General features: G+C 69.8%; 15 protein-coding genes. 6 read left to right on the top strand and 9 right to left on the bottom strand.

Annotation, left to right across the window (positions count from 1 at the left end):
• Nucleotides 1–80: 80 nt before the first annotated feature.
• From OG568_RS18180 to OG568_RS18170, 3 genes are all read right to left on the bottom strand, one after another.
• Nucleotides 81–761, bottom strand: coding sequence for a response regulator (locus OG568_RS18180; protein WP_075028964.1), 681 nt, complete (start codon nucleotides 759–761; stop codon nucleotides 81–83).
• Complete coding sequence (locus OG568_RS18175) at nucleotides 758–2,491, bottom strand: sensor histidine kinase (RefSeq protein ID WP_329532340.1); 1,734 nt, start codon at nucleotides 2,489–2,491, stop codon at nucleotides 758–760. Before OG568_RS18175 ends, OG568_RS18180 begins: the two co-directional genes overlap by 4 nt.
• A gap of 168 nt (nucleotides 2,492–2,659) precedes the next feature.
• Nucleotides 2,660–3,859 carry an RNA-guided endonuclease InsQ/TnpB family protein gene (locus OG568_RS18170; RefSeq protein WP_329532339.1) on the bottom strand — a complete coding sequence of 400 codons (1,200 nt, stop codon included), beginning with the start codon at nucleotides 3,857–3,859 and terminating at the stop codon, nucleotides 2,660–2,662.
• A 213-nt stretch (nucleotides 3,860–4,072) separates the two neighbouring features.
• On the opposite strand from OG568_RS18170, the gene OG568_RS18165 reads away from it, so the two are divergent.
• Nucleotides 4,073–5,494 carry a cation:dicarboxylate symporter family transporter gene (locus OG568_RS18165; protein ID WP_443077682.1) on the top strand — a complete coding sequence of 474 codons (1,422 nt, stop codon included), beginning with the start codon at nucleotides 4,073–4,075 and terminating at the stop codon, nucleotides 5,492–5,494.
• Between the two features lie 461 nt (nucleotides 5,495–5,955).
• Nucleotides 5,956–6,726, top strand: coding sequence for a DUF2127 domain-containing protein (locus tag OG568_RS18160; protein WP_329532337.1), 771 nt, complete (start codon nucleotides 5,956–5,958; stop codon nucleotides 6,724–6,726).
• 13 nt (nucleotides 6,727–6,739) lie between these two features.
• Here the strand turns inward: OG568_RS18160 and OG568_RS18155 are convergent, their stop codons facing one another.
• Together OG568_RS18155 and OG568_RS18150 are read right to left on the bottom strand one after the other, a co-directional pair.
• Nucleotides 6,740–7,618, bottom strand: coding sequence for an aldo/keto reductase (locus OG568_RS18155; protein ID WP_329532336.1), 879 nt, complete (start codon nucleotides 7,616–7,618; stop codon nucleotides 6,740–6,742).
• A 1-nt stretch (nucleotide 7,619) separates the two neighbouring features.
• A complete protein-coding gene (locus OG568_RS18150) occupies nucleotides 7,620–8,522 on the bottom strand; it encodes an NAD-dependent epimerase/dehydratase family protein (protein WP_329532335.1) in 903 nt (300 codons plus the stop codon).
• Nucleotides 8,523–8,611: 89 nt separating this feature from the next.
• On the opposite strand from OG568_RS18150, the gene OG568_RS18145 reads away from it, so the two are divergent.
• The 4 genes from OG568_RS18145 (at nucleotide 8,612) to OG568_RS18130 (ending at nucleotide 12,360) form a co-directional block, all read left to right on the top strand.
• The gene (locus OG568_RS18145; RefSeq protein ID WP_266628756.1) at nucleotides 8,612–9,127 is read left to right on the top strand and encodes an Lrp/AsnC family transcriptional regulator; all 516 of its coding nucleotides are present in this window, start codon (nucleotides 8,612–8,614) and stop codon (nucleotides 9,125–9,127) included.
• A gap of 28 nt (nucleotides 9,128–9,155) precedes the next feature.
• Complete coding sequence (locus OG568_RS18140) at nucleotides 9,156–9,584, top strand: MerR family transcriptional regulator (RefSeq protein ID WP_266431267.1); 429 nt, start codon at nucleotides 9,156–9,158, stop codon at nucleotides 9,582–9,584.
• Nucleotides 9,585–9,598: 14 nt separating this feature from the next.
• On the top strand, nucleotides 9,599–9,913 hold the full coding sequence (locus tag OG568_RS18135; protein ID WP_266648249.1) for a thioredoxin family protein: 315 nt from the start codon (nucleotides 9,599–9,601) through the stop codon (nucleotides 9,911–9,913).
• A 149-nt stretch (nucleotides 9,914–10,062) separates the two neighbouring features.
• Complete coding sequence (locus OG568_RS18130) at nucleotides 10,063–12,360, top strand: HelD family protein (protein ID WP_443077869.1); 2,298 nt, start codon at nucleotides 10,063–10,065, stop codon at nucleotides 12,358–12,360.
• 92 nt (nucleotides 12,361–12,452) lie between these two features.
• On the opposite strand, the gene glgB is transcribed toward OG568_RS18130, so the two are convergent.
• The 4 genes from glgB to OG568_RS18110 all read right to left on the bottom strand — a co-directional run bounded on the left by glgB (nucleotide 12,453) and on the right by OG568_RS18110 (nucleotide 20,353).
• Nucleotides 12,453–14,924, bottom strand: coding sequence for a 1,4-alpha-glucan branching enzyme (gene glgB, locus OG568_RS18125; protein WP_329532333.1), 2,472 nt, complete (start codon nucleotides 14,922–14,924; stop codon nucleotides 12,453–12,455).
• 36 nt (nucleotides 14,925–14,960) lie between these two features.
• On the bottom strand, nucleotides 14,961–16,412 hold the full coding sequence (locus OG568_RS18120) for a maltokinase N-terminal cap-like domain-containing protein (RefSeq protein ID WP_329532332.1): 1,452 nt from the start codon (nucleotides 16,410–16,412) through the stop codon (nucleotides 14,961–14,963).
• Between the two features lie 99 nt (nucleotides 16,413–16,511).
• A complete protein-coding gene (gene treS, locus OG568_RS18115) occupies nucleotides 16,512–18,230 on the bottom strand; it encodes a maltose alpha-D-glucosyltransferase (protein ID WP_266585908.1) in 1,719 nt (572 codons plus the stop codon).
• Nucleotides 18,227–20,353 (bottom strand): alpha-1,4-glucan--maltose-1-phosphate maltosyltransferase, encoded by a 2,127-nt coding sequence (locus tag OG568_RS18110; protein ID WP_329532331.1) that lies wholly within the window; start codon nucleotides 20,351–20,353, stop codon nucleotides 18,227–18,229. The genes treS and OG568_RS18110 overlap by 4 nt, the downstream gene beginning before the upstream one ends.
• Nucleotides 20,354–20,521 lie beyond the last annotated feature (168 nt).

Here is a 20,521-nt window from a genome sequence, read left to right as displayed (position 1 = left end):
CGGGCCCGCGTGTGATGTCCCTGGGGGACATAGGTCCCACTGGGTCGCATGTCCTGCCGGACGGCCGGCGCCCCGCGCGATCAGCCCTTGACCCACCGGTACTGCAACTCCGGCCGCCCCACCTGCCCGTACTGCGGAGCGCGCGCCGCGCGTCCCGCCTCCACCAGGTGCTCCAGATAGCGCCGGGCGGTGATCCGGGAGATACCGACCGACTCCGCGACACCGGCCGCCGTCAGGCCCTCGGCGCTGTCCCGCAGCGTCCGGGTGACCCGCTCCAGCGTCGGTGCGCTGAGGCCCTTGGGGAGGGCGGCCGGGCTCGGGGCGCGCAGGGTGGCCAGAGCGCGGTCCACCTCGTCCTGGCCGCTCGCCTCGCCCACCGCCGCGTGGAACTCGGCGTACCGGACGAGGCGGTCGCGCAGGGTCGCGAAGGTGAAGGGTTTCAGGACGTACTGGACGACTCCGAGCGAGACCCCTTCCCGTACGACCGCGAGGTCCCGCGCGGACGTCACCGCTATCACGTCCGCGTGATAGCCGGCGGCGCGCAGGGAGCGGGCGAGCTGCAGTCCGTGCACGTCCGGCAGATGCAGGTCGAGCAGCAGCAGGTCCACCGGCGTACGGTCCAGCGCGCGGCGCGCCTCCGCGCCCGTGTGCGCCTTGCCGACCGCCGTGAAGCCCGGCACCCGGCCCACGTACATGACGTGCGCGTCGGCGGCGACCGGGTCGTCCTCGACGACGAGTACGCGGATGGGGTCGGCGGTCATACGTCGCCTCCAGGCAAGGCGTGCTGGGCGGACTCGGGCTCGGCTGCGGCCCCTTCGGTGGTGGCCCCTTCGGCGGTGGCCGGGGCCCGTCCTTCGGCGGCCCCGGGCGCGGGTTCGGCAGGGGCGCCCGAGGCCACCGTAGGCAACGGCAGCCGCACCTCGAACTCCGCCCCGCCCCCGTGCGCCTCCGCCACCGTCAGCGTGCCCTCGTGACGGCTCACGGCCTGCCGTACGAGGGCCAGCCCGAGCCCCCGGCCGCCGGGCCCCGCCGGTTTGGTGGACCAGCCGCGCTGGAAGACCGCCTCCGTGTGGGCGGGGTCGACGCCCGCGCCCGTGTCGGCGACCCGCAGGACCAGGCCGGAGTCGTCCGTGAAGGCCGTGACGGTCACCCGTGCCCCCACCGTCCCCTGCGCCGCGTCCATCGCGTTGTCGATCAGGTTGCCCAGCACGGTCACCAGGTCACGGGCCGGCAAGCCGGTCTGCAGCAGCCCGTCGTCGATACCGCTCTCCTCCGACACCACCAGTTCCACGCCCCGCTCGTTCGCCTGGGCCGCCTTGCCCAGCAGCAGGGCCGCGAGGACCGGCTCGCTGACCGCCGAGATCACCTCGTCCGTGAGCGTCTGGGCCAGTTCGAGCTCGGCGGTGGCGAATTCGACGGCCTCCTCGGCGCGCCCCAGCTCGATCAGCGAGACCACCGTGTGCAGCCGGTTCGCGGCCTCGTGCGCCTGGGAGCGCAGCGCCTGGGTGAAGCCGCGCTCGGAGTCCAACTCACCCATCAGGGACTGGAGCTCGGTCACGTCGCGCAGGGTGACCACCGTGCCGCGCCGCTCGCCGCCGGACACCGGGGAGGTGTTCACGACCAGCACGCGCGACGCCGTCAGATGCACCTCGTCCACCCGCGGCTCCGCCGACAGCAGGGCGCCGGTGAGCGGTGCGGGCAGCCCGAGCTCGGCCACGGAATGTCCGACGACCTCGTCCGTCACCCCCAGCAGCTCCCGCCCGCCGTCGTTCATCAGCGCCACCCTGTACTGCCCGTCCAGCATCAGCAGCCCCTCGCGCACGGCGTGCAGCGCGGCCTGGTGATAGTCGTGCATCCGGCTCAGCTCGGCCGCGTTCAGGCCGTGCGTGGAGCGGCGCAGCCGGGCGTTGATGACGTACGTGCCGATACCGCCGAGCACGAGAGCGCTGCCCGCGACGCCGACGAGGGCGGTCACCTGCTCCTGTACGCGCTGGGTGATCGCCTCGACTTTGATGCCCGCGCTGACCAGCCCGACGAGGTGGCCGTTGTCCAGGACCGGGGTGACGGCACGGACCGACGCCCCGAGGCTGCCCGTGTACGTCTCCGTGAAGGACCTGCCGTGCAGGGCAGGCCCGATGTGCCCGAGGAAGTGCTTGCCGATCAGCGTCTCGTCCGGGTGGGTCCAGCGGATGCCCTGCGGGCTCATGATCGTCACGAAGTCCACGCCGGTGTCCCGCTGCACCTGGAGCGCGTACGGCTGGAGGTCCTTCGTGGGGTTCGTGGTGCGGATGGCATCGCGGACGGAGGGCGCGTCGGCGATCGAACGGGCCACGGCCATGGCCTGGCGGCCCGCCGCGTCCTCGGCCTGGCTGCGGTCGCTGACGTAACTGAACAGCGCGTAACCGGCGACGAGCACGGCGATCAGCACGGCCTGCATGGCGAAGAGCTGGCCGGCCAGGCTGCGGGGTCGCGGGACGCGGGGGAAGCGCATGGACTCAGTGTGCCTCGCCCCTACCCGGCATCCGTCACCTGCCGTCTTGTATCCCGTCCGTACCCTTGTCTTCCGCCGTCGTTCGTTCGCGTTCGTTCGTATAAGCGTGAACTAATTGGCCTCTCCCCTCTCCGGAAAACCGGAAGGGGGATCTCCGACTCTGCGCCGCTATGCGGCGCTCCTTCGAAGTTTTCCTGCTTCAGCGCCGGCTGCCCGCCCGGACGTGCTCCGTTGGGGTCTTACGCCGGCTCCACAGGCCGACACCGCCAGCCCGGCGGCCAAGATGTTCCTCGCCGCGTTCGCGTCCCGGTCATGGACAACCCCGCACGCGGCACAGGTCCATTCCCGGACGTTCAGCGGCAGTTTCGCGACCAGATGGCCACACGTCGAGCAGGTTCGGCTCGACGGGTACCAGCGGTCCACTGCGATCAGGTCGCGGCCGTACCACTGGGCCTTGTATTCCAGCATGGAGCGCAACTTTGTCCAGGACGCGTCGGAGATCGCACGGGCGAGCGGGCGGTTCTTCAGCATGTTCCGGACTGCGAGGTCCTCGATCACGATCGTTTGGTTCTCACGAACGAGACGCGTGGACAGTTTGTGCAGGAAGTCCCGGCGCCGGTCGGCGATCCGGGCATAGATGCGTGCGACCCGGACGCGGGCCTTGTCGTGATTCTTGGAGCCCTTCTCCTTGCGGGACAGCTCGCGCTGGGCGTGGGCAAGCCTGACCCGGTCCTTCCGCTCGAACTTCGGGTTGCTGATCTTTTCCCCGGTCGACAGGGTCACCAGCGAGGTAATGCCGACATCGACGCCCACTGTCCTGCTGCCGGCCCGGAGCGCCTTCACCGAGGCGTCTTCGCAGAGCATGGAGACGAACCAGCGTCCCGCGCTGTCCTGCGACACCGTCACCGTCGAGGGCACCTGCCCCTCGGGCAGTTGCCTGGACCAGGCGATGTCCAGTGGCTCATGCATCTTCGCCAGGGTCAGCCGACCGTCGCGGTACGTGAAAGCCGAGCGGGTGTACTCCGCGGACTTACGGGACTTCTTCAGGGACTTGAAGCGTGGGTATGCGGAGCGCTTTTCGAAGAAGTTGGTGAAGGCGGCCTGCAAGTGCCGCAGTGTCTGTTGCAGCGGAACCGACGAGACCTCGACCAGGAAGGCGTGCTCCTCGGTCTTTTTCCACTCGGTCAGCAGTGCGGATGTCTGGACGTAGTTGATCCTGCGTTGCTCGGTGAACCAGGCGGTGGTGCGGGCCTGCAAGGCCAGGTTGTAGACCTTGCGCACACAACCGAACGTGCGCTTCAGCTGAGCCGCCTGCGCGTCGTTCGGATAGAAGCGGTACTTGAAGGCCCGCTTCACATGCTCGGTCATGCTCAAAAACTAGCATGCCAGTGTGTGAGCCACTCTCCGTTCGCTGGCTTGTGTACTAAATGAACGGAAGGGTGACCGCCCTCACAGGGCGGGAGATAGTCACCGCATCCCCCGGAGTGAGCCGCACACCGGGATCCCCCGAGTGAGCCGCGCCCCGGGACTGCCCGGAGAGAGCCGCGCACCGGGTTCCGCCGGACGTGAGCCGCACGCCGGATGATGCCGATGACGTCGTCAAGGAGGGCAGCCGTGGCCAGCACCCAAACGGCACCTGCCGCACCCGCCGCCAAGCGGGACCGCACCCACTATCTGTACATCGCGGTGATCATCGCGGTTGCGCTCGGCATCGCGGTAGGGTTCGCCGCGCCGGACTTCGCCAAGGAGCTCAAGCCGATCGGCACCGGCTTCGTGAGCCTCATCAAGATGATGATCTCCCCGATCATCTTCTGCACGATCGTGCTCGGCGTCGGTTCGGTGCGCAACGCCGCCAAGGTCGGCAAGGTCGGCGGTCTCGCGCTCGGCTACTTCGTCTGTATGTCCTTCGTGGCGCTGGCCATCGGCCTGGTCGTCGGCAACATCATCCACCCCGGCAGCGGGATGCACCTGACCGAGGCCGTCAAGGGTGTCGGGCACACGCAGGCCCAGGCCGCCGCCGAGGGGCCCGTCGACTTCATCCTCGGGATCATCCCGACCACCTTCGTCTCGGCCTTCACCGAGGGCCAGGTGCTCCAGACCCTGCTGATCGCCCTCCTCACGGGCTTCGCACTGCAGGCCATGGGCCGTGCGGGCCAGCCGGTGCTGAAGGGTGTCGAGCACATCCAGAAGCTGGTCTTCCGCATCCTCGGCATGATCATGTGGGCCGCGCCCGTCGGCGCCTTCGGGGCCATGGCCGCCGTGATCGGCGAGACCGGTATGGACGCGCTGAAGGCGCTGGGCACGATCATGCTCGGCTTCTACATCACCTGTGCGCTCTTCATCTTCATCGTGCTCGGCACGCTGACGAAGCTCGTCGCCAAGGTCAGCCTCTTCCAGCTGCTGAAGTACCTCGGCCGGGAGTTCCTGCTGATCGTCTCGACCTCGTCCTCCGAGTCCGCGCTGCCGCGGCTCATCGCCAAGATGGAGCACCTGGGTGTCAGCCGCCCGGTAGTCGGCATCACCGTGCCGACCGGCTACTCGTTCAACCTCGACGGCACGATGATCTACCTGACCATGGCCTCGCTGTTCATCGCCGACGCCATGGACCAGCCGATGAGCATCGGCCAGCAGATCGGCCTGCTGCTCTTCATGATGGTCGCGTCGAAGGGCGCGGCGGGTGTCTCCGGCTCCGGTATCGCCGTCCTGGCCAGTGGTCTGCAGTCGCACAAGCCCGCGCTGGTGGACGGCGTCGGCCTGATCATCGGCATCGACCGGTTCATGAGCGAGGCGCGTGCCGTCACCAACTTCGCGGGCAACGCCGTCGCCACGCTGCTGATCGGTACGTGGACCGGTGAGGTCGACAAGGAGCGGGTGAACCGGGTTCTCGCCGGTGAGCTGCCGTTCGACGAGACGACCCTGCTGGACAACACCGAGGACGACGCCACCGACGGCGTCGCGGACGTGCCGGAGCAGGGTGGCGAGAAGGAGCTGGCCAAGGCGTAAGCGCTCCGCTGGAAGAGGGGCTGCGGGTCGTTCGGAGGCTGCGTGTGGATCGTGGCTGGTCGCGCTCACGCGGCGGAGCCGCACGTTGACACGGCCCCGCGCCCCTGACGGGCGCGTCCCCGCACGGGGCTTATGAGTCCCCCAGACCGCCGGGCGGCCAGGTTCTCCCCCCGTAGACCTGGCCGCTCGGTGTTTTGCCGAAGAAGTGCGAAGAAGAACCCGGTGGCGCCGATTCGAACATGCCCTGGTCGAGGCCGCGCCGCATCAGCTCCGCGCAGGCCTCGCGCACAGGCGTGAGCCGCTCGCGGAGGAACCGGAGCTCACCGCGGCCGCGACGCGCTGAGCGCACCTCGCCCGCCTCGGAACCGTGACCGTCGGGGCTCCGTCTCGTAGAACATGCACTACCGTGCCGTGCCGGACTGACCGGCACGGCACGGCATGTTCTGCGGAGGACACCGAGTATGAAGATCGACTGGGACCGGCGGACATGCGCGCGCAAAGGCCATGTGACGTACGCGCCCGACGAGCCGGAACTGCGCCGGCGGCTGCGCGCCGAGACGAGCCTCGGCGAGACCTGGCGCTGTCTGCGCTGCGGCGACTTCGTGCTGGGCGAACCGCACGGAACCGGTCCCGCGGAGCAGGCACCGCTGGTACCGCGCGGCAAGGTGCTGCGGGACCTGTTCATCCTGCGCTTCCTGGCGATCGAACGGGCCGTGCGCGGGGTGTTCATCGTGGTGGTCGCGGCCGCGGTGTGGAAGTTCAGCAACAGCCAGGACTCGGTGCGCCGGCTGTTCGACCAGAACCTCGACGTCTTCCGGCCGGTCTTCAAGCACTTCCACTACGACCTCGACCACTCGCCGGTCGTCGGCACCATCCAGAAGTCCTTCGGCTACAAGCACTCCACGCTGGTCCTGGTGGCCGCGCTGCTGCTGGCGTACGCGCTGATCGAACTCGTCGAGGCGGGCGGTCTCTGGTACGCCAAGCGCTGGGCGGAGTATCTGACGGTGGTCGCCACCGCAGCCTTCCTGCCCCTGGAGATCTACGAACTCACCGAGCACGTCAGCTACTTGAAGGTCGGCACCCTGGTCCTCAACATCCTCGCCGTCCTCTACATCGCCCTCGCCAAACGCCTCTTCGGACTGCGCGGCGGACGTAGGGCGTTCGAGGAGGAGCGGCACAGCGCGTCGCTGCTGGAGGTCGAGGAGTCCGCGGGCGTGGCCGCCCACGTCTGACGGACCGGTATCTCTAGTAGTGGCCCAGCCGTGCCAGTTCCTCCGTGGTCAGCACCAGGTCCGCCGCGGCCGCCGAGTCGCGGATCGTCTCCGGGCGGCCGGAGCCCGGGATCGGGAGCACGGTGGGGGAGAGCGACAGCAGCCAGGCCAGGCAGATCCGTTGGGGGCTGACGCCGCGCTCGCGGGCCACTTCGTGGAAGGCGGCGAAGCCCTCGGGCGCCCGTTCGGAGGAGCCGTCCAGGGAGCTGCGGGAGATGCCGCCCAGCGGGCTCCACGGCAGGAAGGCGAGGCCCAGCTCGGCGCAGAGGCGCAGCTCGGGGTCGCTGTCGCGTACCGCGGGGGAGTACTGGTTCTGGACCGAGACCAGTCGGTCGCCGAGGATCGCGCGGGCCCGGCGGATCTGGTCGGTGTCCGCGTTGGAGAGGCCGACCAGCCGGACCTTGCCCTCGTCGAGGAGCTCGCGCAGGGCGCCGACCGAATCCTCGAACGGAACGGCGGGGTCGGGCTTGTGGAGCTGGTAGAGACCGATCGCCGCCACGCCGAGCCGTTTCAGGGAGGCCTCGGCCGCCGCCTTGAGGTGGCGTGGGGAGCCGTTCACCGTCCAGCCGCCGTCGGCCGGGCGGCCGCGCCCGCCCTTCGTGGCCACCAGGACGTTCGCCGTGTCGCCGCCGTACATCGCCAGGGCGCGGGCCACGAGCCGCTCGTTGTGGCCGGGCTCGGCCCCCGGCAGGTGGTAGGAGTCCGCGGTGTCCAGGAGGGTGACGCCCGCGTCGAGGGCGGCGTGCACCGTGGCCACGGCCCGTGCCTCGTCCGGCCGGCCCTCGATGGACAGGGGCATCGCGCCGAGGCCCACCGCGCTCACACGCAGGTCGCCGAGTGTGCGGTACCGCATGTCAGACGTCCTTTCCCAGCGTCTCGGCCACGGCCCGCGGCAGCCACGCCCGCGCGTCGCCGAAGGTGAACCCGAGACGGGTGGCCCGGGAGTTGTCCATGCCGTAGGAACGGCTGAAGGAGAAGGGGGAGACCTCACCCACCTCGACGGGCCGCAGGAGCGTCTTGCCGTCCGGGAGGTGCGCGGCGATCGCCTCGCACAACTCCTGGGTGGTCAGGCGCCCGTGGGAGGCCGCGTTGACCGGGCCCGTGAAGTCCTCGCCCGCCGCCCAGAACAGGAAGTCGGCGATCTCCTCGACGTGGATGTACGTCGCCGGGTGGTTCACGGGCGGTACGGCGATCGGCTCACCCGTGCGGATGCGCTCCGCGTAGTGCTGGAGGCGGCCGGTGAAGTCGTCGTCCCCGCCCAGGACGTGGGCCACCCGGACGGCCGTGTACGGGAACCCGGGCCCGGCCGCGAACACCGCCTCGGCCTGGCGCTTGCCCTCCCCGTAGTGACGGTCGAGGAACTCCGGCTCGTCCCAGGGGAGTTCGAGGTCGAAGGGCACGGTGGACGGGTCCACGGCGTCCTCGCGTACGAGGTCCGCCGAGTCCTCGTACTCGTACACCTCGACGGTGGACGTCATGACGTACCGCCGGGTGCGTTCCGCGAAGACCCGTCGCGCGATCCGCGCCTGCCGCGGTGTGTAGCAGACCTGGTCGACGACGGCATCGAAGGTGCGTGAACCCAGCGCTTTCTCCAGGGAATTCCCGTCATTGCGGTCCGCGACGAGATGGACCGCCCCCGCGGGTGGTGCGGAGGAGCCGCGATTGATGACGGTGACATGGTCTCCGGCGGCCAGCAGCCGGGCGATCAGCCGCTTTCCGAAATAGCGGTTCCCGCCAATGACACCTATCTCGCGCACGGCGTTCCTCCCCCTCGTACTTCCCGCGTCCACCGGGCTTCTGTGGTCATAATTCTCCCGGCATACGCCTCACGTCTGAAGGGGGAGACATGGGAGATCCGGCCGCGGCACCGAAGGAACCACGGCAGGCGCGCGCCGTCACCGACGAAACGTCGGTGGCCTTCGACGCGCTGGACCGGCAGATCCTGGAACTGCTGCAGAGCGACGGCCGGATCAAGCTCAGCGAGCTGGGCCGGCGCGTGCGGCTGAGCCCGGCGGCCGTCGCCGAGCGCGTACGGCGGCTGGAGTCCACGGGCGCCGTCACCGGTTACGGCGCCCATGTCTCACCGCCCCTCCTCGGCTACGGCATCCAGGCCTTCGTCCGCGTCAATCCGCACGGCGGCTACACCCTGCGCCACCCCAGGACCCTGGAGCTGATCTCCCGCCCGGAGATCATCGAGGTCCACCACGTCGTCGGCGAGGACTGCTGGATCCTCAAGGTCGCCGTGGCGGACACGATCCACCTGGAGGACGTCCTGGAACAGACCTCCGCGCTGGGGCGCACGACGACCTCGATCGTGCTGTCCTCACCGGTGCCGCGTAAGCCACTGCCGCCCTTGCGTTGACGTCGGCGTCAAGGAATACCGTCGACGCATGCGAATCGGCGAGCTGGCGGCGCGGGCCGGGACCACCACGCGGACTCTTCGGTACTACGAGTCACGGGGACTGCTGCCCGCGCGGCGGGGCGAGAACGGGTACCGGACGTACGACGAGCACGACCTGCGGCTGCTGCGGCAGATCAGGACGCTGCAGGACTTCGGGTTCGACCTGGAGGAGACCCGGCCCTTCGTGGAGTGTCTGCGGGCGGGGCACCCGGAGGGGGACTCCTGTCCGGCCTCGCTCGCGGTCTACCGGCGCAAGCTGGGCGAGCTCGACGCGCTGATCGACGAGTTGCGGGTCGTACGGGCCGAGGTCGGCGCGCAGCTGGCGCGGGCCGAGCGGGCGCGCGACGAGCTGGCGGCCGAGGCGGAGGTTCCGGGCGGCCCGGAACCCGTATGCGAACTGGGAGGGCGGACGCGGTGATCAAGGTGGCAGGCGTGGCTTCGGTGACGGACGCGGACTTCGAGGCGGAGGTGATCGGCGCCGAGCTCCCGGTGCTGGTGGAGTTCACGGCCGACTGGTGCCCGCCGTGCCGGCAGATGGGGCCGGTGCTCAGCGCCCTGGCGGCCGAGGAGGGCGAGCGGCTCAAGGTGGTCCAGCTGGACGTGGACACGAACCCGCTGACGACGAACGCCTACCGGGTGCTGTCGATGCCCACGTTCATGGTCTTCCGCGGCGGTGAGCCGGTGAAGTCGATGGTGGGCGCCCGGCCGAAGCGCCGGCTGCTGGAGGAGCTGTCCGAGGTGCTCTGACGTGGTCCGACGTGCTCGGACCACGTCGATATCCAGCGGAACTACAGGAAATCCCCCGGGCAATTGCGCTCGGGGGATTTCCTTGCGTATATTGAATGATTCGCGACTTCAGAAGAATTGGTCGCGGAGAAGTTCACTGAGCGCAGTATATCCGGCCGGGAGCGGAATTGTCAAACAGGGGCTCAAACGCAGAGGGCACCACAGGATTTCCCGACGATGAATTGCTGCACGAGCAGGAATTCATCGACGGGTTGTACGCACGCGTGGACGTGCTGCGGGGCGACACCGAGGCCTCCGTCGGCGACGCGCTCGCGCAGGGCAGCACGCCCATGCAGGCCAGGCTCGAACGGGACGTGCTGGTCGCCGAGCGCTCGGGCCTGCTCGCCGCGCTGAACGCCGTGGACGGCTCGCTCTGCTTCGGCCGGATCGACCTCACCTCCGGCGTCAGCCATCACATCGGCCGCATCGGCATCCGCGCCGGCGACACCGATCACACCCCCATCCTCATCGACTGGCGGGCCCCGGTCGCCCGCCCCTTCTATCTCGCCACCGGCCACACGCCGATGGACCTGCGCCGCCGTCGGCACATCACCACCGACGGCCGCCGGGTGACCGACCTGCACGACGAGATCCTCGACCTCGGCGACCACGAGCGCACCGGCCACGAGGACCCGACCGGCGACGCCGTACTGCTGGCCGCGCTGAACTCGGCGCGCACCGGCCGCATGAGCGACATCGTGCAGACCATCCAGGCCGAACAGGACCGGATCATCCGAGCCCCGCACAAGGGCGTGCTGGTCGTCGAGGGCGGCCCCGGCACCGGAAAGACGGCCGTGGCGCTGCACAGGGCCGCGTACCTGCTGTACGAGTACCGGGAGCTGCTGGCGAAGCGCGCCGTCCTGATCGTCGGCCCCAACCCGGCCTTCCTCGGTTACATCGGCGAGGTACTGCCCTCGCTCGGCGAGACGGGCGTGCTGCTCGCGACCGTCGGCGAACTGTTCCCCGGCGTCAGGGCGACCGCCACCGACACCCCGCGGGCCGCCGCCGTGAAGGGCCGCGCCGACATGGCCGAGGTGCTCGCCGCCGTGGTCCAGGACCGCCAGGCGCTGCCCGACCCGGTCATCGCGATCGAGCACGACCGGGACGTCCTGATGCTCGACGCCGGGCTCGTCCAGGTCGCCCGGGACCGTACCCGCGAGGCGAAACTGCCGCACAACGTGGCCCGCGAGTACTTCGAGGGCCACATCCTCAACACGCTCACCGACATGCTGGCCGAGCGCATCGGCACCGACCCCTTCGACGGTTCGAACCTGCTCGACCCGAGCGACATCACCCAGATCCGTGACGACCTCGCGGAGAACCCCGAGGTCTGGTCGGCCATCGACGAGCTGTGGCCGCGGCTGACCCCGCAGCGCCTGGTCGCCGACTTCCTCGCGGACCCGGAGGGATATGTCCCGGACGAGGACGCGGCCGCGATCCGCCGCCCGGTCACCCTGTCCTGGACCACCGCCGACGTTCCCCTCCTCGACGAGGCCGCCGAACTGCTCGGCGAGGACGACCGCGTCGCCCGCGCCCTCGCCGACCAGGAACGCCGCGCCCAGGTGGCGTACGCGCAGGGCGTGCTGGACGTGTCCTACGCCTCCCGTACCTACGAGTTCGAGGACAAGGACGAGGAGGACTCCGAGATCCTGTCCGCGCACAACATCATCGACGCCGAGCGGATGGCCGAGCGGCACGAGGAGGACGACCACCGCAGCGCCGCCGAACGAGCGGCGGCCGACCGGACGTGGGCGTTCGGCCACATCATCGTCGACGAGGCACAGGAACTCTCGCCGATGGCCTGGCGCCTGCTGATGCGGCGCAGCCCGACCCGCTCGATGACCCTGGTCGGCGACCCCGCGCAGACCGCCGAGGCGGCCGGAGTGGGATCCTGGTCGGAGATCCTCACCCCCTACGTCGAGGACCGCTGGGAGCACAAGCGCCTCGCCGTCAACTACCGCACCCCGTCCGAGATCATGGACGTGGCGGCGGGCGTCCTGCGGGCGCGGCACCCGGACTTCGAGCCGCCGCGCTCGGTGCGTTCGACGGGTGTACGGCCGTGGGCCCGCGTCGCCGGGGACGACCTGCCCGGCACCGTCGCGAAGGCCGTCGCCGAACTGACCCCCGCCGAGGGGCGACTCGCGGTGATCGCACCCCGCGAACTGCACACCTCGCTCGCGGACCGGCTGGAGGACGTGACGGCGGGGGAGGAGCCCGACCTGACCCGGACGGTCGTCCTCCTCGACCCCCGCCAGGCCAAGGGGCTGGAATTCGACTCCGTCCTCGTGGTCGAACCGGCGCGGTACGGCACGAGCGACCTGTACGTGGCGCTGACGCGGGCGACGCAGGCGCTGGGGATCGTGTACACGGGCGAGCTGCCTCAGGCACTGCGGGCGGCGACCGTCTGACCGCCGGGCGGGGCGAGGAGTCCACGAACCTCGCCCCGCCCCTCGTCGGCATCACCCGCGCGCGACCGCTGACGCCATGGTCGCCGGAGGCGTCAGGCGGGGCGGAGCCAGATCGTGGCGAGTGGAGGCAGGGTCAGCCGCAGGCTGGTGGGGTGGGCGTGGGCGGGATGGGGCTCGGGTTTGACCGGGTGGGGGTTGTGGACGTCGCTGCCGCCGTAGTGGGCGGCGTCGGTGTTGAGGACTTCGTGCCAGGCGGGTACGGACTCGGGGATGCCGAGGCGGTAGTCGTGGCGGACGACGGGGGAGAAGTGGGAGACGGCGAGCAGGGGGGTGCCGTCGGCGTCGTGGCGGAGGAAGGCGAGGACGTTGTCGTCGGCGGCGTCGCCGGTGATCCAGGTGAAGCCGGCGGGGTCGGTGTCGCGTTGCCAGAGGGCGGGTTCGTGGCGGTAGACGGTGTTGAGGTCGCGGACGAGGTCGCGGACGCCGCGGTGGTCGGGTTCGGCGGGGTAGGCGGGGTCCAGGAGCCACCAGTCGGGGCCGTGGGCTTCGGACCATTCGGCGCCCTGGGCGAATTCCTGGCCCATGAAGAGGAGTTGTTTGCCGGGGTGGGCCCACATGAAGCCGAGGTAGGCGCGGGTGGTGGCGCGTTGCTGCCACCAGTCGCCGGGCATCTTCGACACCAGTGACCGTTTGCCGTGGACGACCTCGTCGTGGGAGATGGGCAGGACGTAGTTCTCGCTGTAGGCATACACCATCGAGAACGTCATCTCGTTGTGGTGGTACTTGCGATGGACCGGCTCGTGCTGCACATAGCTCAGCGAGTCGTGCATCCACCCCATGTTCCACTTCAGCCCGAACCCCAGCCCCCCGAAGCCCCCGGGTCCGGTGTGGTGGGTGGCCCGGGTGACGCCGTCCCAGGCCGTGGACTCCTCGGCGATCGTCACCACACCGGGCGCGCGGCGGTAGACGGTGGCGTTCATCTCCTGGAGGAAGGCGACGGCGTCGAGGTTCTCCCGGCCGCCGTGTTCGTTCGGGGTCCACTGCCCCGGCTCCCGCGAATAGTCGAGGTAGAGCATCGAGGCGACCGCGTCGACGCGCAGTCCGTCGATGTGGAACTCCTCGCACCAGTACACGGCGTTGGCGACGAGGAAGTTGCGTACCTCGCGGCGCCCGTAGTCGAATTCGAGGGTGCCCCAGTCGGGGTGGGCGGCCCGCTGGGGGTCCGCGTGTTCGTACAGGGGGCGTCCGTCGAACTCGGCCAGCGCCCATTCGTCGCGCGGGAAGTGGGCCGGTACCCAGTCCATGAGGACGCCGATCCCGGCCCGGTGCAGGGCGTCGACGAGGTGTTTGAAGTCGTCGGGGGTGCCCAGCCGTGCGGTCGGGGCGTAGAAACCGGTGACCTGGTAGCCCCAGGAGCCGCCGAAGGGGTGCTCGGCGACCGGCATGAGCTCGACATGGGTGAAGCCCAGGTCGCGGACGTAGGCGGGCAGTTGCTCGGCCAGTTGGCGGTAGGTCAGGCCGGGGCGCCACGAGGGCAGGTGGACCTCGTACACCGACAGCGGTGCCTCGTGCACCGGACGGGCCCCGCGCGCCGCCATCCACTCCTCGTCCCGCCACACATGGTGCGAGGCGTGCACGACCGACGACGTGCGCGGCGGAACCTCGGTGCGGCGGGCCATGGGGTCGGCCCGCAGGGTGCGGGAGCCGTCCGGGCGGGTGATCTCGAACTTGTAGAGCTCGCCCTCGCCGATCGCCGGCACGAACAGCTCCCACACCCCGGAGGAGCCGAGCGACCGCATCGGATACCCGGTGCCGTCCCAGAAGTTGAAGGTGCCGGCGAGGCGGACCCCGCGCGCGTTCGGCGCCCAGACCGTGAAACGGGTGCCGGTCACGCCCTGGTGCACCATCGGCTCCGCACCCAGGGCCCGCCACAGCTCCTCGTGGCGTCCCTCGCCGAGCAGATGGAGATCGAACTCCCCGAGCGCGGGCAGGAAGCGGTACGCGTCCTCGGTGTCCTGAACCGTCCCCTCGTACGCCACGAGCAGCCGGTACGCCTCCGGGACCGCGCGCAGCGGCACCAGCCCCGAGAAGAACCCGTCCCCGTCGTCGTGCAGCTCGGCCCGCAGGCCGTCCGTCACGACGGTCACCCCGAGCGCGTACGGACGGAAGGCCAGGAAGGCCACACCGCCCGGCACCGGATGGGCGCCGAGCACCCCGTGCGGATCGTGATGCGTGCCGGAGAGCAGCCGCTCGCGGTCGCCGGGTTCCAGCCCGGCGAGGACGGGAGCGCCGTCGGCGACGGCGGGCTCGGCGACGTTCGGCTCGGCAGCCCGTGGTTCGGGAATCCTCGCCCCGGCCCCCTTCGCCGAGTCCTTGGAGTCCTTGGAGTCCTTGGAGTCCTTCGAGTCCTTCGCGGTCTTGCTCCCGGCAGGCTTCTGAGCAGCGACCTTCTTGACCACAGCCTTCTTGGCCGCCGTCTTCTTGGCCGCGGTCTTCTTGGCGGCAGCCGACTTCTTGGCGCCGTTCTTCTTCGGACTGTCGTCGGACGGGGGGCGGGGCGTCACGGGCAGGGCCTCCTCGGCGGGGTGAGGTGGGGAAGGTCAGGGGGATGCGGCGAGCCTGCGTATCGCCGCCATCGGCACCGGCAGCCAGTCGGGCCGGTGCCGGGCCTCGTACAGGACTTCGTAGATCGCCTTGTCCGTCTCGTAGGCGCGCAGGAGTACGGGATCGGCGCGCGGGTCGCGGCCGGCGACGTCCGTGTAGCCGGTGCAGTACGCGGCCCGGCAGGTGTCGGCCCAGCCGGACGCCCGCGGGATCGGGGTCCCGCCCGACCGGGCGGGGCCGAGAGCCTGGGGGAGCGCGTGGGCCGCGTAGTCGAAGGAGCGGAGCATCCCCGCTATGTCCCGCAGGGGCGGCTGGGGCATGCGGCGCTCGGCGAGCGGTTTCGACGGCTCGCCCTCGAAGTCTATGAGCGACCACTCCCCGGAGGGCGCGCGCAGACATTGGCCGAGGTGCAGATCCCCGTGGATGCGCTGAGCGGTCCAGGTCCGCCCCTCGCCGGCCAGGTCGGCCAGCGCTTCGAAGGCGGTGCGCAGACCGGGGGCGTACGGCCGCAGCGCGGGCACCGCCTGGGCGGCCGCGGCCAGCCGCTCGGTCATGGCGGCGACGAGCAGTTCCATCTGCACATGCCCCAGCGTGACCGTGGGCAGCGCACGGGCGAGGGCCGTGTGCACCTCGGCGGTGGCCCGGCCCAGCGCCCGCGCCTCCCCCGCGAAGCCCTCGCCGCTGGGATCGTCGTCCTTGGCCAGTCCGCTCAGCGCCAGTTCCCAGCCGTCCACCGCGCCCTGGACAAAGGGCTGCAGCACTCCCAGGACGTACGTCTCCTCGCCCAGGTCGGCGGCCATCCAGGCCGTCGGTGCCGGTACCCGCGGGCAGCCCTCCCGGGAGAGCGCCAGCGGCAGTTCCAGATCGGGGTTCACCCCCGGGACTATGCGGCGCAGCAGCTTGAGGATGAACGTATCTCCGAAGACCAGGGACGAGTTGGACTGTTCCGCGGTGATCAGGCGCGGGATCAGACCGCCCCGGATCTCCTGGTGCCGTTCCCGTTCGAAGCGCAGCTCGCCGATGCGGGCCCGGGTGCGCAGGGCCTCCAGGAGTACGTCGGCGGGGCGCGGGTCGTGCAGTGCCTCGTAGACCGTGTGTCCCGCCAGCGGCCCCTCCGTCACGTGTCCGATCAGCGCGGGCGCGAGGCGCGGCGGGAGTGCCTCGCGTACGCCGATGAGCAGCTGGTAGCAGTCACCGGGCTGGGGAGTGGCTCCCTGGGCGGGAGTGAGTGGCTGGTGCGCCCGCACGAGCAGGTGGAGCAGGCCCAGCTGACCCGTCGAGGGCAGCAGTTCGTTGGCCGTCACCAGGGAGAACCCGGTGACCGGACGTCCCTTGCCCGCGAACCAGCGCTGCCGTGGCAGCCATTGCCGCAGCAGCGGATCGAGCGACGCGAGCAACTCGGGGTGTGCGACGGGGGCCGTGACAGAGTGGGTTGCGGCTTCCGACATGACGTCGCGTCCTTTCCCCAGGGGCCCGGAGACCGGGGGAGTCGGGGTGTTACTGATGCGTGCCCAGGGCGGGACGGTGGAAACCGCCCCGCCGCGGTTCTAGACGGCGTCCTTGCGGAGCCGGAACCAGTAGAAGCCATGGCCCGCGAGGGTGAGCAAGTACGGCAGCTCCCCGATGGCCGGGAATCGCACCCCGCCGATGAGTTCGACCGGGTGGCGGCCGTTGAAGGCTCGCAGGTCCAGTTCGGTGGGCTGGGCGAAGCGGGAGAAGTTGTGCACGCAGAGCACGAGGTCGTCCCCCTCGTCCTCGGTCGAGGGGGCCTCGCGCAGGAACGCGATGACCGCCGGGTTCGAGGACTGCAGCTCGGTGTAGGAGCCGAGGCCGAAGGCCTTGTTCTGTTTGCGGATCTCGATCATGCGGCGGGTCCAGTGCAGCAGTGACGAGGGTGAGGACATGGAGGCCTCGACGTTGGTCACCTGGTAGCCGTAGACCGGGTCCATGATGGTGGGCAGGAAGAGCCGGCCGGGGTCGGAGGAGGAGAAGCCGGCGTTGCGGTCGGGTGTCCACTGCATCGGGGTGCGCACCGCGTCGCGGTCGCCGAGCCAGATGTTGTCGCCCATCCCGATCTCGTCGCCGTAGTAGAGGATCGGCGAGCCGGGCAGTGACAGCAGCAGGGCGGTGAACAGCTCGATCTGGTTGCGGTCGTTGTCGAGCAGTGGCGCGAGCCGCCGCCTGATCCCGATGTTGGCGCGCATACGCGGGTCCTTGGCGTACTCCGCGTACATGTAGTCGCGTTCCTCGTCGGTGACCATCTCGAGGGTCAGCTCGTCGTGGTTGCGCAGGAAGATGCCCCACTGGCAGCTGGACGGGATCGCCGGAGTCTTCGCCAGGATTTCCGACACCGGGTACCGGGATTCCCTGCGCACCGCCATGAAGATCCTCGGCATGACGGGGAAGTGGAACGCCATGTGGCACTCGTCGCCGCCCGAGGGGAAGTCGCCGAAGTAGTCGACGACGTCCTCGGGCCACTGGTTCGCCTCCGCCAGCAGCACCGTGTCCGGATAGTGCGTGTCGATCTCCTTGCGGACCCGCTTCAGGAACTCGTGCGTTGCCGGAAGGTTTTCGCAGTTCGTTCCCTCGACCTGGTACAGGTACGGCACCGCGTCCAGCCGGAACCCGTCGATGCCCAGGTCGAGCCAGAACCGCAGCGCGGAGACGATCTCCTCCTGGACGGCCGGGTTCTCGTAGTTGAGGTCGGGCTGGTGGGAGAAGAAGCGGTGCCAGAAGTACTGCTTGCGGACCGGGTCGAAGGTCCAGTTGGAGGCCTCGGTGTCGACGAAGATGATCCGGGCGTCCTCGTACTGTTTGTCGTCGTCGGCCCAGACGTAGTAGTCGCCGTAGGGCCCGTCGGGGTTGGTCCTCGACTCCTGGAACCACGGGTGCTGGTCGCTGGTGTGGTTCATGACGAAGTCGATGATGACGCGCATGCCGCGCTGGTGGGCGGCGTCGACGAATTCGACGAAGTCGGCGAGGTCACCGAACTCGGGCAGGACGGCGGTGTAGTCGGAGACGTCGTAGCCGCCGTCGCGCAGGGGGGATTTGAAGAACGGGGGCAGCCACAGGCAGTCGATGCCCAGCCATTGCAGGTAGTCGAGTTTCGCGGTGAGGCCCTTGAGGTCGCCGACTCCGTCGCCGTTGCTGTCCTGGAAGGAGCGGACCAGGACCTCGTAGAAGACGGCGCGTTTGAACCATTCGGGGTCGCGGTCCTTGGCCGGAGTGTCCTCGAAGGTGTCCGGGACGGGCTCGTTGACGATCATGTGGTGGGTGACCCTCCGATCTGCGGTGAGGACGGTCGCAGGACGGTGAGGATGTGCGCGGGGCTGTGCCCTGGCTCAAGACGCACATAGTTGGCCCTGCCCCAGTTGTAGGTCTCGCCGGTGAGCTCGTCGCGCACCGGCACGGACTCGTGCCAGTCCAGGCCGAGTTGCGGCATGTCCAACGAGACCGTCGCCTCCTGGGTGTGGTGGGGGTCGAGGTTGACCACCACCACAACCGTGTTCGATCCGCTCCCGTCCGTGACCGACTTCGAGTAGGCGATCACCGCGTCCTTGTCCGTGTGGTGGAAGTGAAGATCGCGCAACTGGCGCAAGGCCGGGCTGCGCCGCCGGATGGTGTTGAGCGCACCCAGCAACGGCGCGATGCTACGACCCTCCCGCTCCGCCGACTCCCAATCCCGCGGACGCAGTTGGTACTTCTCGGAGTTCAGGTACTCTTCGCTGCCCGCACGCAGCGGGGTGTTCTCACAGAGCTCGAATCCGCTGTAGACGCCCCAGGTCGGAGACAGCGTCGCGGCGAGCACCGCACGCAGCTCGAAGGCCGGCCGCCCGCCGTGCTGAAGGAACTCGTGCAGGATGTCAGGGGTGTTGACGAAGAAATTGGGCCGCATGTAAGCGGCCGCCTCCCCCGACAGCTCACCCAGGTAATCGGTGAGCTCCTCCTTCGTGTTGCGCCAGGTGAAATAGGTGTACGACTGCTGGAAGCCGACGGCCCCCAGCGTGCGCATCATCGCGGGCCGGGTGAACGCCTCGGCCAGGAAGATCACGTCCGGGTCGGTGCGGTTGATGTCCGCGATGACCCGCTCCCAGAAGACGACCGGCTTGGTGTGCGGGTTGTCGACGCGGAAGATCCGTACGCCGTGGCTCATCCAGTACCGCAGCACCCGCAGCGTCTCCTGGACCAGCCCCGGCATGTCCTGGTCGAAGGCGATCGGATAGATGTCCTGGTACTTCTTCGGCGGATTCTCCGCGTACGCGATCGACCCGTCCGCCCGGTGGTGGAACCACTCGGGGTGCTTCTCCACCCAGGGATGGTCCGGCGAGCACTGCAGTGCGAAGTCGAGAGCGATCTCCAGCCCCTCCCGCTCCGCCCGCCTCACGAAGGCGTCGAAGTCGTCGATCGTGCCGAGGTCCGGATGAACGGCGTCGTGCCCGCCCTCCGGAGATCCGATCGCCCACGGCACACCGACGTCGTAGGCCCCCGCCGAGAGCGTGTTGTCGGGCCCCTTGCGATAGGTGGTCCCGATGGGATGGATCGGCGGCAGATACACGACGTCGAAGCCCATCCGCGCGATGGCGGGCAGCCGTTCGGCGGCGCTGCGGAAGGTGCCGTGCACCGGCGGATCGAGATATCCGCTCTCCGAACGCGGAAAGAACTCGTACCAGGAGCCGTACAGCGCCCGCTCGCGCTCCACCAGCAGGGGCAACGGCTGCGAGCGGCTGACCAGCTCACGCAGCGGATGGCGAGCGAGGACCCTGTCCACTTCAGGGGTACGGGCGGCGGCGAGCCGGGCCGCCGCGCCGCGGCCGACATCCCGCAGCGCGTCCGCCGCGGCGAGGACGACCTCCCTTCTGCCCTTGCTCTTCGGCACTCCGGCAGCCGCGCGTTCGTACAGCCGAGCGCCCTCCTCCAGAACCAGTTCCGTGTCGATGCCCGCCGGAATCTTGATCCCGGCGTGATGGCGCCAGGTGGAGACCGGATCGCTCCAGGCCTCCACGGTGTACGTCCAGTGGCCGGTACTCGCGGCACGGACGGTGGCGCCCCAGCGGTCGGTGCCGGGGGCGAGTTCGCGCATCGGGGTCCAGGGGCCGGTGCGGCCCTCCGGATCACGCAGGACGACGTTCGCGGCGACGGCGTCGTGGCCTTCACGGAAGACGGTGGCCGAGACCTCGAAGGCCTCACCGACGACCGCCTTGGCCGGGCGGCGGCCTTGGAGGACGAGGGGCCGAACGTCGACGACGGGAATGCGTCCGACGCTCTCGCCGCCTTCGCCGGCCTGGTCGGAGGGTTGCTCCGGGGCGCGGGGGACGGCGTCGACCTTGCGTAGGGGGGGTGTGTCGGAGGTGGTCGTCGGGGGTGGCGACGTGTGGTGCGTGGCGGGCATGACCGCTCCTGTCCGCGTCAACGTGGGTGGGCGGATGACGGTGTGGGGAGGTGGGGCCTGCGGGGCGTACCGGGGGAGCCTTCCCACCCTATTCGGGTGAGCAATCCGGCAGGTTGCTAACTACTTACGCGTATGTCTACACACAGGACCGGCCTCGTTCGACGGGCG

The organism is Streptomyces sp. NBC_01450, assembly GCF_036227505.1.
Lineage (GTDB): Bacteria > Actinomycetota > Actinomycetes > Streptomycetales > Streptomycetaceae > Streptomyces.
This window is presented reverse-complemented; position numbering and strand designations above follow the sequence as displayed.